The organism is Streptomyces sp. CA-294286, from assembly GCF_050947155.1.
Lineage (GTDB): Bacteria > Actinomycetota > Actinomycetes > Streptomycetales > Streptomycetaceae > Streptomyces.
This window is the reverse complement of sequence record NZ_CP192005.1, coordinates 2,224,496-2,239,562: the sequence shown is the minus strand read 5'-3', so window position 1 is coordinate 2,239,562 and position 15,067 is coordinate 2,224,496. Positions and strand designations below refer to the sequence as shown.

At 71.9% G+C, this 15,067-nt stretch carries 12 protein-coding genes; 5 read left to right on the top strand and 7 right to left on the bottom strand.

Annotated features, from left to right (window positions below; translation table 11 throughout):
- The first annotated feature begins 107 nt into the window (after window positions 1-107).
- Window positions 108-695, top strand: a complete 588-nt coding sequence (locus ACQPZG_RS14620; protein ID WP_433546200.1) for a TetR/AcrR family transcriptional regulator — start codon at window positions 108-110, stop codon at window positions 693-695.
- Window positions 696-836: 141 nt separating this feature from the next.
- Here the strand turns inward: ACQPZG_RS14620 and ACQPZG_RS14615 are convergent, their stop codons facing one another.
- The 7 genes from ACQPZG_RS14615 to ACQPZG_RS14585 form a co-directional block, all read right to left on the bottom strand.
- Window positions 837-2,210, bottom strand: a complete 1,374-nt coding sequence (locus ACQPZG_RS14615; protein WP_433546199.1) for a M28 family metallopeptidase — start codon at window positions 2,208-2,210, stop codon at window positions 837-839.
- A 686-nt stretch (window positions 2,211-2,896) separates the two neighbouring features.
- On the bottom strand, window positions 2,897-3,883 hold the full coding sequence (rarD, locus tag ACQPZG_RS14610) for an EamA family transporter RarD (protein WP_433549408.1): 987 nt from the start codon (window positions 3,881-3,883) through the stop codon (window positions 2,897-2,899).
- Between the two features lie 207 nt (window positions 3,884-4,090).
- Window positions 4,091-5,170, bottom strand: coding sequence for a 2-oxoacid:ferredoxin oxidoreductase subunit beta (locus ACQPZG_RS14605; RefSeq protein ID WP_433546198.1), 1,080 nt, complete (start codon window positions 5,168-5,170; stop codon window positions 4,091-4,093).
- Window positions 5,163-7,112, bottom strand: coding sequence for a 2-oxoacid:acceptor oxidoreductase subunit alpha (locus ACQPZG_RS14600; RefSeq protein WP_433546197.1), 1,950 nt, complete (start codon window positions 7,110-7,112; stop codon window positions 5,163-5,165). The genes ACQPZG_RS14605 and ACQPZG_RS14600 overlap by 8 nt, the downstream gene beginning before the upstream one ends.
- 298 nt (window positions 7,113-7,410) lie before the next feature.
- Window positions 7,411-8,070 (bottom strand): response regulator, encoded by a 660-nt coding sequence (locus tag ACQPZG_RS14595; RefSeq protein ID WP_433549407.1) that lies wholly within the window; start codon window positions 8,068-8,070, stop codon window positions 7,411-7,413.
- Window positions 8,071-8,227: 157 nt separating this feature from the next.
- Complete coding sequence (locus ACQPZG_RS14590) at window positions 8,228-9,553, bottom strand: sensor histidine kinase (RefSeq protein WP_433546196.1); 1,326 nt, start codon at window positions 9,551-9,553, stop codon at window positions 8,228-8,230.
- A 178-nt stretch (window positions 9,554-9,731) separates the two neighbouring features.
- Complete coding sequence (locus ACQPZG_RS14585) at window positions 9,732-10,982, bottom strand: sensor histidine kinase (RefSeq protein WP_433546195.1); 1,251 nt, start codon at window positions 10,980-10,982, stop codon at window positions 9,732-9,734.
- 412 nt (window positions 10,983-11,394) lie between these two features.
- Between ACQPZG_RS14585 and ACQPZG_RS14580 the strand changes: the two genes are divergently transcribed.
- Genes ACQPZG_RS14580 through ACQPZG_RS14565 form a run of 4 tightly spaced genes read left to right on the top strand, consistent with a single transcriptional unit; the run spans window position 11,395 to window position 15,066 of the window.
- Window positions 11,395-11,799, top strand: a complete 405-nt coding sequence (locus ACQPZG_RS14580; RefSeq protein ID WP_433546194.1) for an NADH-quinone oxidoreductase subunit A — start codon at window positions 11,395-11,397, stop codon at window positions 11,797-11,799.
- The gene (locus tag ACQPZG_RS14575) at window positions 11,790-12,437 is read left to right on the top strand and encodes an NADH-quinone oxidoreductase subunit B (RefSeq protein ID WP_433546193.1); all 648 of its coding nucleotides are present in this window, start codon (window positions 11,790-11,792) and stop codon (window positions 12,435-12,437) included. The genes ACQPZG_RS14580 and ACQPZG_RS14575 overlap by 10 nt, the downstream gene beginning before the upstream one ends.
- The gene (locus tag ACQPZG_RS14570; RefSeq protein WP_433546192.1) at window positions 12,434-14,101 is read left to right on the top strand and encodes an NADH-quinone oxidoreductase subunit C; all 1,668 of its coding nucleotides are present in this window, start codon (window positions 12,434-12,436) and stop codon (window positions 14,099-14,101) included. Before ACQPZG_RS14575 ends, ACQPZG_RS14570 begins: the two co-directional genes overlap by 4 nt.
- Complete coding sequence (locus ACQPZG_RS14565; RefSeq protein ID WP_433546191.1) at window positions 14,098-15,066, top strand: complex I subunit 1/NuoH family protein; 969 nt, start codon at window positions 14,098-14,100, stop codon at window positions 15,064-15,066. The genes ACQPZG_RS14570 and ACQPZG_RS14565 overlap by 4 nt, the downstream gene beginning before the upstream one ends.
- Window position 15,067 lies beyond the last annotated feature (1 nt).

The following is a 15,067-nucleotide window of genomic DNA, read 5'->3' as shown; positions in this document are numbered from 1 at the left end:
CCGTTCGGCTCGACACGACACGGACCGTTCCCCCTCGCGTGGCTATTGTTGGAGGCTGTCCTTCCGCTGTCAACACGGTGCGCGTCGCCGCCCGATAAACTCCGGGCGTGAGCGCGACGCCCAACCCGCAGCGACGCAGCGAGAAGTCCCGACAGGCGATCCTCGCGGCCTCCATCGACCTGTGCTCCGACAAGGGGTACGGGGGAGTCACCATGGAGGCGATCGCCGCCCGCGCGGGCGTCAGCAAGAAGACGATCTACCGCTGGTGGCCCTCCAAGGGGGCCGTGCTCCTCGAAGCCGTCGGGCAGAAGGTCGACGCCGAGGCGCCCTTCCCGGACACCGGGGACCTCGCCGCCGACCTCTACACCCAGATGACCGGGGTGGTGCGGCTCCTGACGACGCCGCCGTTCGGCCCCGCGTACCTCGGGATCCTCTCCGAGCTGCACCACGACGAGGAGCTGACCAGAGCGGTCCACGAGCAGTTCGTCACTCCGCGTTTCGCCGCGGCCGTGGACCGGCTCAAGAGCGCCCAGCGGCAGGGCCGGCTGGCGGCCGACGCCGACCTGGAGATGACCGTGGAGCTGCTGTTCGGGCCGCTCTACTACCGGTACGCACTGCGCAAGCCGCCGCACAGTCCGGAGCGCACGGTGGAACTGGTCGATCACGTGCTGCGGTCGCTGGACTGCCGCCCCTGACGCGGGAGTGGGCGCGCGTCGGGGGCGGCAGGGTTCAGCGGGTGCGGTGCGGTGTGGTGCGGTGGTGCGCACGGCCGGTCGGCAGGCCCGTACGGGTCGTCCGGAGGGCCGTGGCTCCGGGCGGAGGGCGTTCGGGTCCGGCTAGAAGGTGAGCTTCCAACTGGTCAGGCTGCCGGTGTCCTGCCGTGCGACGTCCTGGACGCGCAGCCTCCAGGTCCCGTTGGCCGGCTTGCTCGACGCGTTCACCGTGTACGTCTCGACGATGTTGTCGGCGGAGTCGCCGCTGCTGGAGTTCTTCAGCCGGTACGCGGTGCCGTCCGGGGCGAGCAGGTCGATGACCACGTCGCCGCGCCAGGTGTGCTTGATGTTCACCGAGACCTTGAGCGTGGCGGGCGCGTTGCCCGTACGGCCGGACACGGTGATCGGGGACGTCACGGCCGCACCGGCGTCGGGAATCGCCAAGGGGGTCGTGTTCTCGTAGACGTCGCCGGTCGGCGGGGGAGTGGTGCCGCCGGCGGACAGGGTCCACAGGGCGTGCGCGACGGCGTCGCTGTTGCGGTCGAGAGCGGTGTCGCTGATGTTGGCGGTGTTGTCGCAGGACGAGTGGTAGCAGCGGTCGAATGCCTGGCCGGCCGTGCCGCCCCACTTCTGTGCCTGCGCCGCGGACTTGGTGCGGCTCGCTCCGGTGAACAGGCCGCCGACCGGGATGCCGACGTTCTTGAAGCTGGCGTGGTCGGAGCGGCCGTCGCCCTCCGTCTCGATCTCGGTGGGGACGCCGAGACCGGCGAAGTAGTCCTTGAAGGTCTTCTCGATGGTCGGGTCGTCGTCGTAGACGAAGTAGCCGGGGTTCGGCGAGCCGATCATGTCGAAGTTGAGGTAGCCCGCGAACTTCGCGCGCTCGGTGGACGGGAGGCTGTTGACGTACGCCTTCGAGCCGACGAGGCCCAGCTCCTCCGCGCCCCACCAGCCGAACCGCAGGTGCTTGTCCGGCTTCAACTGGGCGCGCGAGACGGCCAGCGCGGACTCCAGGACGGCGGCGGAACCCGATCCGTTGTCGTTGATTCCGGCGCCGGAGGACACCGAGTCCAGGTGTGCGCCCGCCATCACGATCTTGTTCGGGTCGCCGCCCGGCCAGTCGGCGATCAGGTTGTAGCCGGTGGCGCCGCTGGTGGTGAAGGTCTGGAGCGAGGTGGTGTAACCGGCTGCGTCAAGCTTGGCCTTCACGTAGTCGATGGACGCCTTGTAGCCGGGGCGGCCGTGGGCGCGGTTGCCGCCGTTGGCGGCGGCGATGGAGGAGAACTGGGTGAGGTGGGCCTTGACGTTGGCCAGCGGGATGTCGGGGGCGGCGAGCGCCTGCGCCGTCGCGCCCGCCGAAGCGGGAGCGGCGGTGGTGCCTGCGGAGGCGGAGGCGGTTCCGGCGAGCAGACCGGCGACGGCGACGGCGGCGATCGCGGCGACCCTGCCGGATCTGCCGGATATTCGGGATCTGCCGACGGGGGAGGGGGAAAGCGTCATGGGGGGGGCTCCGGATTCCGAACGGGGATGGGACGGAACGTGCGGGAACTGGCCGAACCGGTATGATCTGTAAGGCAGTTGAGCGGTGACGCGTGCGGAGTGCGTGCCTGATGTTCAGCGAGAGTTCGTCCCACCGTCAAGGGCGTAATCCGGACAGAACTGTTCGGATAGCGGACCGGTTTCGTCCGGGAGGGTCATGTGCTGCGCCGGACGAGATGGGCGACGGCCGCCGGGGCAGGGAGACCCGGTCGAGGACGACCCGGTCGCCGAAGGTCTTGGTGATGTTCCTGAGCGAGAGCTGGGCGCGAGGGCGCATGGTGATTCCCCTGGGGTACGAGCGTGCGTCGAGACGTCTGCTTCCGGTGCGCGAAAGGCGCGCGGACGATCCGGCGGAGGGGCGAGGGCTCAGCCGCTCGCGGTCGTCGCCGGGTCCGCGGGGGAATCACAGGAAGAAGAAGTACATACCCATGCGGCGAGGGTAACCCGAACCGAACCGCCACGTCTCGTCAAAAAGAGGTCCAGCCTCCCGCCGCGGTCCCGCCCCGCGTCCGCCGCCCGTGCCGCCTCCGCGTCCGCCGTCGCCTCGGCCGCCGCTGCCGACGCCAGGGCCCGCGCCGCCGCGTTCCGTTCCACCGCCCCGCCCCCGCCACGTCTCGTCAAAAAGAGGTCCAGCCTCCCGCCGCGGTCTACCGCCCCGCCCCCGCCGCCCGTGCCGCCTCCGCGTCCGCCGTCGCCTCGGCCGCCGCTGCCGACGCCAGGGCCCGCGCCGCCGCGTTCCGTTCCACCGCCGCGCCCCGCGCCGCCCGCGCCGCGTCCCAGGTCAGTACCGTCAGCGCCAGCCACACCAGGCCGAAGCCGGCCCACCGCTCCACCGGCATCTCCTCGTGGAAGTACACGATCCCCAGCACGAACTGGAACACCGGCGCGAGGTACTGCAACAGCCCCAGCACCGACAGCGGTACCCGGATCGCCGCCGCCCCGAAGCACACCAGGGGCACCGCGGTGACCACGCCCGTCGCGGCGAGCAGCGCCGCGTGTCCCGCGCCGTGCGCCCCGAACGTCGCTCCGCCGACCGTCCCGAGCCACACCAGGTACGCCAGGGCGGGCAGGAACTGGATGGCCGTCTCGGCGGCCAGCGACTCCAGCCCGCCCAGGTTGACCTTCTTCTTGAGCAGCCCGTACGTGGCGAACGAGAACGCCAGGACCAGCGAGATCCACGGCGGCTGCCCGTATCCGACCGCCAGCACGACGACCGCCGCGGCGCCGACCCCGACCGCCGCCCACTGTGCGGGTCGCATCCGTTCGCCGAGCAGCAGGACGCCCATGGCGATGGTGACGAGGGGGTTGATGAAGTAGCCGAGCGAGGCCTCGACCACGTGGCCGCTGTTGACCGACCAGATGTAGAGGCCCCAGTTGACGCTGATGACGGCCGCGGCGACGGCTATCAGGCCCAGCTTCCGCGGCTGCCGCAGCAACTCGCGCACCCAGCCCCAGCGGCGGACGGCCAGCAGTGCCAGGCCCACCACGGCCAGCGACCAGACCATCCGGTGCGCGAGGATCTCGACCGCCCCGGCAGGCTTCAGCAGCGGCCAGAACAGGGGGACCAGCCCCCACATCCCGTACGCCCCGATGCCGTACAGCAGTCCCGCCCGCTGTTCGTCCTTGGTCTCCAGCGACATCGACACGGCTCTGGCCTCCCGCCCGGAACATGCACTCTGCACACACCCGTCGCCGACGACGGTAAGCCCGCCCGGCCTCGCCTGTCATGTCCGTTCCGCAATACGGTCATGACAGGCGGGGGCGTCCGGAAGCACGGAAGGAGCGCCCGGCCCCTGCTGCGGGCCGGGCGCTCCTTCGCGGAAGGGCGCGGGGAGGGGAGTTCAGCCGATGACCGTCCAGGTGTCCTTGCCCGCGAGCAGTGCGCCCAGGTCGCCCTTGCCGTCCCGTTCCACGGCCGTGTCGAGCTGGTCGGCCATCAGGGTGTCGTACACCGGCCGCTCGACGCTCCGGAAGACACCGATCGGGGTGTGGTGCAGGGTGTCGGGGTCGGCGAGGCGGGAGAGCGCGAAGGCGGTGGTCGGCGAGGAGTGGTGCGCGTCGTGGACGAGGATCTGCGACTGGTTCTCCTCGGTGACCGCGACCACCTTCAGATCGCCCGTCTCCGTGTCCCGCACGACCCCCTTGGCGCCCTCGGCGCCGAAGCGGATCTGCTGTCCGTGTTCCAGCCGGATCACCGCCTCCTGGGCCTGCTCCTTGTCCTTCAGGGCCTCGAAGGCGCCGTCGTTGAAGATGTTGCAGTTCTGGTAGATCTCGACGAGCGCCGTGCCCGGGTGGTCGGCGGCCTGCCGCAGCACGTCGGTGAGGTGCTTGCGGTCGGAGTCGACGGTGCGGGCGACGAAGGACGCCTCCGCGCCGATCGCGAGCGAGACCGGATTGAAGGGCGCGTCCAGGGAGCCCATCGGGGTCGACTTGGTGATCTTGCCGGCCTCGGAGGTGGGGCTGTACTGGCCCTTGGTCAGTCCGTAGATCCGGTTGTTGAACAGCAGGATCTTGAGGTTGACGTTGCGGCGCAACGCGTGGATGAGGTGGTTGCCGCCGATGGAGAGCGCGTCGCCGTCCCCGGTGACCACCCACACGCTCAGGTCGCGCCGGGAGGAGGCCAGTCCCGTCGCGATGGCCGGGGCGCGGCCGTGGATGGAGTGCATGCCGTAGGTGTTCATGTAGTACGGGAAGCGGGAGGAGCAGCCGATTCCGGAGACGAAGACGATGTTCTCCTTCGCCAGTCCCAGCTCCGGCATGAATCCCTGCACGGCGGCCAGCACCGCGTAGTCCCCGCACCCCGGGCACCAGCGCACTTCCTGGTCGGACTTGAAGTCCTTCATCGACTGCTTCGCCTCGGCCCGGGGCACCAGGGACAGCAGTGAGTGCTTGGGTTCGCTCGACGTGACCGTCTCAGTCATCGATGGCCTCCTTGAGGGCCGTTGCCAGCTGCTCGGCCTTGAACGGCATGCCGTTGACCTGGTTGTACGAACGCGCGTCCACGAGGTACTTCGCCCGGATCAGCGTGGCGAGCTGCCCCAGGTTCATCTCCGGTACGACTACCTTGTCGTAACGCTTCAACACCTCTTCGAGATTCCTCGGGAAGGGGTTGAGGTGCCGCAGGTGCGCCTGCGCGATCGCGACGCCCTCGCCGCGCAGCCGCCGTACCGCCGCCGTGATCGGCCCGTACGTCGAACCCCAGCCGAGCACCAGGGTGCGGGCCGCGTCCGGGTCGTCGACCGTCAGGTCGGGCACGGTGATGCCGTCGACCTTGGCCTGGCGGGTGCGGACCATGAAGTCGTGGTTGGCCGGGTCGTAGGAGATGTTGCCCGTGCCGTCCTGCTTCTCGATGCCGCCGATGCGGTGTTCGAGGCCGGGGGTGCCGGGCAGCGCCCAGGGCCGGGCCAGGGTCTCGGGGTCGCGCTTGTACGGCCAGAACACCTCGGTGCCGTCGGCCAGTTCGTGGTTGGGGCCCTTGGCGAACTGCACCCGCAGGTCGGGCAGTTCGTCGAGGCCGGGAATGCGCCACGGCTCGGAGCCGTTGGCCAGGTAACCGTCGCTCAGCAGGAAGACCGGCGTCCGGTACGTCAGCGCGATGCGCGCCGCTTCCAGCGCCGCGTCGAAACAGTCGGCGGGCGTACGGGGCGCGACCACCGGCACCGGGGCCTCGCCGTTGCGCCCGTACATCGCCTGGAGCAGATCGGCCTGCTCGGTCTTGGTCGGCAGCCCGGTCGACGGGCCGCCCCGCTGGATCGCCACGATCAGCAGCGGCAGCTCCAGGCTCACCGCCAGCCCGATCGTCTCCGACTTGAGCGCGACACCCGGCCCCGAGGTGGTGGTGACGGCCAACTGACCGCCGAACGCCGCCCCGAGAGCGGCGCCGATCGCCGCGATCTCGTCCTCCGCCTGGAAGGTCCGCACACCGAAGTTCTTGTGCCGGGACAGCTCGTGCAGGATGTCGGAGGCCGGGGTGATCGGGTACGAGCCCAGGTAGAGCGGCAGGTCGGCCTGCTGTCCGGCCGCGATCAGTCCGTAGGAGAGCGCCAGGTTCCCGGAGATGTTGCGGTACGTGCCCGGGGGGAACGCCGCGGTCGCCGGAGCCACCTCGTAGCTCACCGCGAAGTCCTCGGTCGTCTCGCCGAAGTTCCAGCCCGCCCGGAACGCCGCCACGTTGGCCTCGGCGATGTCGGGCTTCTTCGCGAACTTCCGCCGCAGGAACGCCTCCGTGCCCTCGGTGGGCCGGTGGTACATCCAGCTGAGCAGGCCCAGCGCGAACATGTTCTTCGAGCGTCCCGCGTCCTTGCGCGACAGACCGAAGTCCTTCAGCGCCTCGACGGTCAGGGTGGTCAGCGGCACCGGGTGGACGCTGTAGCCGTCCAGCGAACCGTCCTCCAGCGGGGACGTCTCGTACCCCACCTTGGCCATCGGCCGCTTGGTGAACTCGTCGGTGTTGATGATGATCTCGGCCCCGCGCGGCACATCGGCGAGGTTCGCCTTCAGTGCGGCGGGATTCATCGCCACCAGGACGTTCGGGGCGTCGCCCGGGGTGAGGATGTCGTGGTCGGCGAAGTGCAGCTGGAAGCTGGAGACGCCCGGCAGCGTTCCGGCGGGGGCGCGGATCTCGGCGGGGAAGTTCGGAAGCGTCGAGAGGTCGTTGCCGAACGACGCGGTCTCCGACGTGAAGCGGTCACCGGTGAGCTGCATGCCGTCACCGGAGTCCCCCGCGAACCGGATGATCACCCGGTCCAGTCGGCGGACCTCTTTCTCCGGGGCCTTGACCGGAACTGTCACCGGGGCGTCGAGCGCTTCGTCGACGCCTGCTCCGTCGGCCTGCACGGCCGGACTGTTGACCTGGCTGGTCACTGAACTGGACCTCCCTCAGAGGCGGCTGTTCCGGAACGGCCGGCCGACCGGTCGTCCCGGGGCAACCCTACGTCCGCGAGAGCCGCCCAACTCGGCCCGCCCACATGGCGGGACCGCTTTTGAGACACCTCTTCGACCTGATTCCCCACGATTTCTCCGCCCCCGGACCGCTGTTTCAAGCCTGTGTCGAACCTGTGCTGGACGCTCCGATCCCATCCTTCGGATCCGCTCCCGCAGCCGGGTCGAGCCCCGCTCGACCCGGCGCCGTCGGACCCTCGCGAACCCCTCCCGCCGATCCTCAGGAATTCAGATACGTCAGCACCGCCAGCACCCGCCGGTGGTCCCCGACGCTCGGCGAGAGGCCGAGCTTCAGGAAGATGTTGCTGACGTGCTTCTCCACGGCCCCGTCGCTCACCACCAGCTGCTTGGCCACCGCCGAGTTGGTCCGCCCCTCCGCCATCAGGCCCAGGACCTCCCGCTCGCGCGGAGTGAGCCCGGCGAGGACGTCCTGCTTGCGGCTCCGGCCCAGGAGCTGGGCCACCACCTCGGGGTCCAGGGCGGTGCCGCCCCCGGCCACCCGCACCACGGCGTCCACGAACTCCCGCACCTCCGCCACCCGGTCCTTCAGCAGGTAGCCGACCCCGGTGCTGGATCCGGCCAGCAACTCCGTCGCGTACTGCTCCTCCACGTACTGCGACAGGACGAGCACCCCGATGCCGGGGTGTTCCCGCCGCAACCGCACCGCGGCCCTGACCCCCTCGTCGGTGTGGGTCGGCGGCATCCGCACGTCCGCCACCACGACGTCCGGCAGCTCCCCCCGCGAGGCCAGCTCGGCCACGGTCTCGACCAGGGCTTCCCCGTCCCCCACACCCGCGACCACGTCGTGGCCGAGGTCGGTCAGCAACCGGGTGAGGCCCTCCCGAAGAAGTACCGAATCCTCGGCGATGACCACGCGCACCCTGTCTCCCACGACTCTTCCTGCCCCCAACTCCGGTGTGTCCAGCATTCAACTGCCCCCAGCATCCCAGCACCCGGACCGGTCTGCGCCCGAGTGGCGGGAAAGAGGGGGACAGGAATCCGGAGTGGGCGCCGCCGTCGCACCCGGGCCCGATGGGTCAGCCGCGCCAGGGCAGCTCCGCGGTGATCGTCGTCGGACCACCGGCGGGGGAGTCGACGACCAGGACGCCGTCGACCGCGTCCAGCCGCTCCGCGAGACCCGCCAGCCCCGAACCGCCGCCCGTGCTCGCGCCGCCCCGGCCGTCGTCGGTGACCTGGAGCATCAGCCGTCCGCCCGTGTGCCACACCTCGATCGACGCCCGGGTGGCGCGGGCGTGCTTGCTGACGTTCTGGAGGAGTTCGGAGACCGTGAAGTACGCGATGCCCTCGATCGCCGGGGCCGGCCGGGCCGGCAGGTCCACCTCGACGTGCACCGGGACCGTGCACCGCGAGGCGATCGCCGACAGCGCCGCGTCCAGGCCCCGGTCGGTGAGCACCGCGGGGTGGATGCCGCGCGCCAGGTCGCGCAGCTCCTGCAACGCCACCTTCACCTCGCCGTGCGCCTCGTCCACCATGCGGGCAGCCGCCTCGGGGTCCTCGGCCAGCTTCTCCTTCGCGAGCCCGAGGTCCATGGCCAGCGCGACGAGACGGGCCTGCGCCCCGTCGTGCAGGTCGCGTTCGATGCGCCGCAGGTCGGCGGCGGCCGTGTCGACCACCACGCCGCGGTCCGACTCCAGCTCGCTGACCCTGCTGTCGAGGGCGGACCGGCCGAGCAGGCCGGACACCATCAGCCGGTCCACCGAGACCAGGGCCCGGGTGACCCAGGGGCAGGCGATCACGAGGACCAGGCCCGTCGCGCTGATCAGAGCCATCTCCAGCGGGGCGTTCAGGTGGGCCCCGCTGCTCGTGTCGCTGTAGAGGCGGATGCCCGTCGAGCCGTCGGCGTACGTGAAGGCCCATCCGTACAGCGGGTACGTGAGGGCCGCCAGGCCGTACGTCCAGAACATCACCGCCACGCCGAACGAGAAGACCGCCCACGGCATGTGCAGCAGCCCGTAGAGCAGGTGCCGCCAGGACAACCCGCTCTTGAGGACCGCCCCGATCCAGCCCATCGCCCCGGGCTTCGCCTTGCGCAACGCCTGCGGCGACGGCACGTCCAGGCCCAGCAGCACCCGGGCCCGTGCCCGTTCCAGCGCGCCGAAGCCCCGGGACAGGGCGAGCCCGCCGGCGAGCACGGGGATGCCGAGGAAGGTCACCAGCAGCCCGGCCCCCAGCGAGAGGGTGCCCACCGCGAGGACGAAGGCCACCATGGCGATCGGCAGGCCGCACACCACGTAGGCGAGCTCCCGCCACGCCCGGCCCTCGAAAGGTGCGCGAAGTATCGGCGGAACGCGAGGGTGCCGGGGACCGTGGTCCCGGGTGCGGGGGGCGTAGTCCGTGGCCATGATGCCGTCCGTTTCTTCCGTGCAGAACGCTGCCGCCGCCGGGGCGGACGCCCGGTGGTTGTGCTTCTCCCAGACTGCTGGTCCGCGACGCCCCGGACCATGAGGCAAAGCTCCGTCCTTCCGGGGGGTTTACCCCACCCCCGGATCCGCGCCGTACCGCGGTGCGTGCCCGTGCGGTCTACCGCACCCGGCGCCGCTGCCCACTGGCCGCGCCCCGCTCGCCCGCGCGTCGTCGCCCCTCGCGCGTCTCTTCCGACGCCCGCCCCCGCCAGGGCAGTTCCGCCGTCACGGTCGTCCCCGAGCCCGGCGGCGAATGCACCGTGAACAGCCCGTCCACCGCTCCCAGCCGGTCCGCGAGCCCCGCCATCCCGGTGCCGCCGTCCAGCCGCGCACCGCCGAGCCCGTCGTCCCGCACCTGGATCAGCAAGCGGCTGCCCGACCGCCACACGTCGACGGACGCGGACCGCGCCCCGCTGTGCTTGCTGACGTTCTGGAGGAGCTCGGAGACCGTGAAGTACGCGATGCCCTCGATGGCCTCCGCCGGCCGCTCACCCAGCTCCGTCGTCACCTGCACCGGCACCGTGCACCGTGAGGCGATCGCCGACAGCGCCGCGTCCAGGCCCCGGTCGGTGAGCACCGCGGGGTGGATGCCACGGGCCAGGTCGCGCAGCTCCTGCAACGCCAGCTTCACCTCGCCGTGCGCCTCGCCGACCATCTTCGCCGCGGTCTGCGGGTCGTCCAGCAACTTCTCCTTCGCCAGCCCGAGCCCCATCGCGAGGGCGACGAGGCGGGCCTGTGCCCCGTCGTGCAGGTCGCGTTCGATGCGCCGCAGGTCGGCGGCGGCCGTGTCGACGACCACCCCCCGGTCGGACTCCAGCTCCGCGATGCGCCGCTCCAGCTCGCCCGACGGCGACAGCAGCCCCCGCACCATCGCGCGGTCCACGTTGGTCAGCCCCCGGGCCACGTACCCCAGTACCGGCCACAGCAGCACCGTGCTCACCAGCGCCAGCGTGAACGTCAGGATGCCCCACGGCAGTCGGATCACCGAGTACAGCACCGACCGCCAGCCCACCGGGTCCTTCAGCGCGGTCCACAGCCAGGGGAAGAGACCGTCCTGCGTCCGGGCGGCCCTGAGCGGGCTCGGCTCGTCCACCCGCACCCCCAGCAGTACGCGCGCGCGTGCCCGTTCCCAGCGGCCGATCCACCGGGCCGCCACCAGCCCCGCGGCCAGCAGCGGCAGCCCGATCACCGTGACGGCCAGGCCGCTGCCGAGCACCATGACGATCACCGTCACGACGAAACCGAGCAGGGCCGCCGGAAGGTCGAGCAGAAGATGCGCGACCTCCTTCCACATGTGCCGGTCGAAGGCGAAGGCGCGGGTCGGAGGGGGTTCGGAGCCGGGCGTGCGTGCACCGGAGCTGGCGGTCATGCGCCCCAGCCTGCCGGGCCGCGCACCCCCGCGCCATGGGGTGGGCGGGGGAACGGGGGTGGGGACAACCCCACCCCCGGACCCCCCGCCGGACCTTCCTTCCCCGGACGCGACCGCGCCTCCGGCCCTTTCGCTGACCTTCCCTTCCTGGACGCGCCCCCACCTCCGGCCCTCCCGCGGGACCTTCTTCCCTGGACGCGCCCCCACCTCCGGCCCTCCCGCCGGACCTTCCTTCCCCGGACGCGACCGCGCACCGGACCTTCGCCAAGTTCCCGGCTCCTCCGGCACCGGGGAAGCCGCAACCAGGCCCTAGACTCCCGTGCGTGACAGATCGACGACCGGAGGGACGGGACGTGCCGGAACCGACCGTGCCGACCGAAGAGCGGCGGCGCACGTGAGGCCGCAGGACGCGATGCCACAGCCCCCGGCGGACGCCCCCGCACTCGCCGCCGACTACTTCCAGGGCTACTCCGTGGTCGGCCTGCTCGCGGCCCTCGGCGTGCTCTTCGTCGCGGTGGCCTTCGGCGCGGGACGCCTGCTGCGCCCCGTGGCGCCCACCCCCGAGAAACTCATGACGTACGAGTGCGGAGTCGACCCCGTCGGCGAGGGCTGGGCGCACACCCAGGTCCGCTACTACGTCTACGCGTTCCTCTACGTGATCTTCGCCGTCGACTCGATCTTCCTCTTCCCGTGGGCGACGGTCTTCGCGGCGCCCGGCTACGGCGCCACCACACTGGTCGAGATGTTCGTCTTCCTCGGCTTCCTGACCGTGGGCCTGCTGTACGCATACAAGAAGGGCGTCCTCGAATGGACGTGACTCCCGCCGGGACCCCGGCCGTGACCCCCGCTCCGGACCCGAGGGGCGCTCCGGTGGACCTCCCCTCCCCGCAGCGCCTGGGAGTCCTCTCCCGCCTCGCGCCCGAGCCGATGAAGGTGGTCCTCAACTGGGGCCGCCGTTACAGCCTCTGGGTGTTCAACTTCGGCCTGGCCTGCTGCGCGATCGAGTTCATCGCGGCCTCCATGGCCCGCCACGACTTCATCCGGCTCGGCGTGATCCCCTTCGCGCCCGGCCCGCGCCAGGCCGACCTCATGATCGTCTCGGGCACCGTCACCGACAAGATGGCCCCGGCCGTCAAGCGGCTGTACGAGCAGATGCCCGAACCGAAGTACGTGATCTCCTTCGGCGCCTGCTCCAACTGCGGCGGCCCGTACTGGGACTCGTACTCCGTCACCAAGGGCGTCGACCAGATCATTCCGGTCGACGTGTACGTGCCCGGCTGCCCGCCCCGCCCCGAAGCGCTCCTCCAGGGCATCCTCAAGCTCCAGGAGAAAATCGCCCGCGAGTCCCTCGCCGACCGCTACGGGAACTCGGCGGGCCGCCCGTCCGTTACCGCTCTGCAGAGCGACCTGGTGAGCCCTCCGCCCGCACCCGCCCCGGGAGTTGGTGGCCAGTGAGCGCCTACGACGGCCTGCCCGACTCCGTCACCGAGGTGTTCGGCGAGGAGGCCACGGCCGGGCGCGCGTACGACCTGCTGACCGTCGACGTGCCCGCCGGCTCGTGGATCACCGCCCTGGAGACCGCCAGGGACATGCTCGGGTGCACGTACTTCGACTGGCTGAGCGCGGTCGACGAGCCCGGCACCGGCTTCCTCGTGTCCGCACACGTGGTCTCGCTCGAAGGCCGTACGGTACGCCGGCTGCTCATCCGTACGACCGTGCCGCACAGCGCCGCCGCCCTCCCCACGGCCACCGGGGTGTACGCGGGCGCGGGCTGGCACGAGCGCGAGACGCACGAGATGTTCGGCATCGCCTTCACCGACCACCCGCACCTCGCGCCCCTGCTCCTCCCGGACACCTTCGAGGGCCACCCCCTGCGCAAGGACTTCGTGCTGGCCGCCCGCGTCGCCAAGGCGTGGCCCGGCGCGAAGGAGCCCGGCGAGTCGGACCACGGAGGCCCCAAGCGCCGGCAGATGCTGCCGCCGGGCGTCCCCGACCCGAACGAATGGGGCCCCCTCAAGGGACAACTCCCCGCCGCCGCGGCCCGCCCCGCCCGGGGCGCCCGAGCCGCGGGCGCCGGCGCCCGCGCGGAAGCAGCCGCGGACCGCCCCGCCCGCCGCACCCGCAGCGCGACCGGGGGCTCGGCGTCGCAGGCGTCGCCGGAGGCCACGTCGGGTGCGCCGACTGCCCCGGCCTCGGCTGCTCCGGCCCGCCGTTCGCGCGGCGTGACGGAGGGTTCGGCGTCGCAGGCGTCGCCGGAGGCCACGTCGGGTGCGCCGACTGCCCCGGCCTCGGCTGCTCCGGCCCGCCGTTCGCGCAGCGCGAGCCAGGGCTCGGCGTCGCAGGCCGCCGTACCGGAATCCGGGACGCGGACGTCTCCCGAATCCGGGACGCAGGCGCCTCGCAAGTCCGGACCTGCCGCGTCCGAACCCTCCGCCACCGACCCCTCGCCCACCGACCTCAACGCCCAGGCAGGCCCCTCGTCGGAGCGGGCACGGGCTGAGCGAGCCGTCCACGGCCCCGCCGCACCGGAGCCGGGCGCGACGGAGCCCGCCGCACCAGCGTCGGGCACCACGGGCTCCGTCGCCCCGCAGACGGCAGTCCCCGAGGCGGCGGCATCGGAGCCCGACGCAGCCCAGTCCGCCGTGCCGGAGTCCATGCGGCGGGATGCCGCCGTGCCGGAATCCGCCCCTGCGCCGGTACGCAGCTCCGACGCCCCGTGGCACCACGCCCGCCCCGCTTTCGAGGACCCGGACCCCGCCCGGCGCGCCGCCCCGGCCCCGGCGCCCGTCGCCCGTACCGGTCAGGACGCCGACCGCCCGACCGAGGTCGACGCAGACGGCACCGACCGTCTGCCCGAACCCGACGCGGGCGCCTCCAAGCGCGTGCCGGAACCCGACGCGGGCGCCCCCAAGCGCGTGCCGGAACCCGACGCGGGCGCCCCCAAGCGCGAGCCCGACCCCGAGCCCGGCACCGTCGCCGCCGACGGCCGGACCCGGTCCGAGCCCGACTCCAGTGCCGACGACGGCCCACCCGAGCCCGAATCCGAATCCGGCACCGCCGACCGCCGGAACGAGCCCGGCGACACTCCTCCCACCCCCGCCGGAGGCGATCCCGCGTGAACGACGTACTCGACGTCGCCCTCCGCCTGCTCCTCGTCTTCGTCCTCTTCCTGGTCCTGCCCCTGCTGGTCGGCCAGACCGAGCACAAGGTGATGGCGCACATGCAGGGCCGCCTCGGCCCCATGTACGCGGGCGGCTTCCACGGCTGGGCCCAGCTCGTCGCCGACGGCGTGAAGTTCGCGCAGAAGGAAGACGTCGTACCGGCCGGGGCCGACCGCCGCATCTTCCAGCTCGCCCCCGCCCTCGCCCTCCTCCCGTACCTCCTGGTCCTGCTCGTCATCCCCATCGGCCCGAGCGAGAGCGCCGTCGGCCAGCACATCGACGCGGGCATCTTCTACGTGCTCGCCGTCATGGGTGTCGGCGTGCTCGGCTCCCTGATGGCGGGCTGGGCCTCGGCCAACAAGTTCTCGCTCCTCGGCGGTCTGCGCACCGCCGCGCAGCTCCTCGCGTACGAACTCCCCATGCTGCTCGCCGCCGCCTCCGTGGCGATGGCGGCCGGCACGGTCTCCCTCGGCGGCATCCTGAACGCCTGGGAGTGGTGGTGGCTGCCCTGGCAGATCATCGGGGCGCTCGTCTTCTTCACCGCCGGGCTCGCGGAGCTGCAACGCCCGCCGTTCGACGCTCCGATCGCCGACTCGGAGATCATCTTCGGCGCGTACACGGAGTACACGGGCCTGCGCTTCGCGCTGTTCCTGCTCGCCGAGTACGCGGGCATCGTCATCGTCTGCGGCCTGACCACCGTCCTGTTCCTCGGCGGCTGGCACGGACCCTGGGGGGCCGACGGCCTCGGCTGGGTCTGGACCCTGCTCAAGACAGCGGTCCTCGCGTTCGTTGTGATCTGGCTGCGGGTCAGTTACCCGCGGCTGCGCGAGGACCAGCTCCAGAAGCTGTCCTGGACCGTACTCATCCCGCTCGCACTCGCGCAGATCGCGCTCACCGGCATCGTGAAGGTGGCGATCCAGTAGT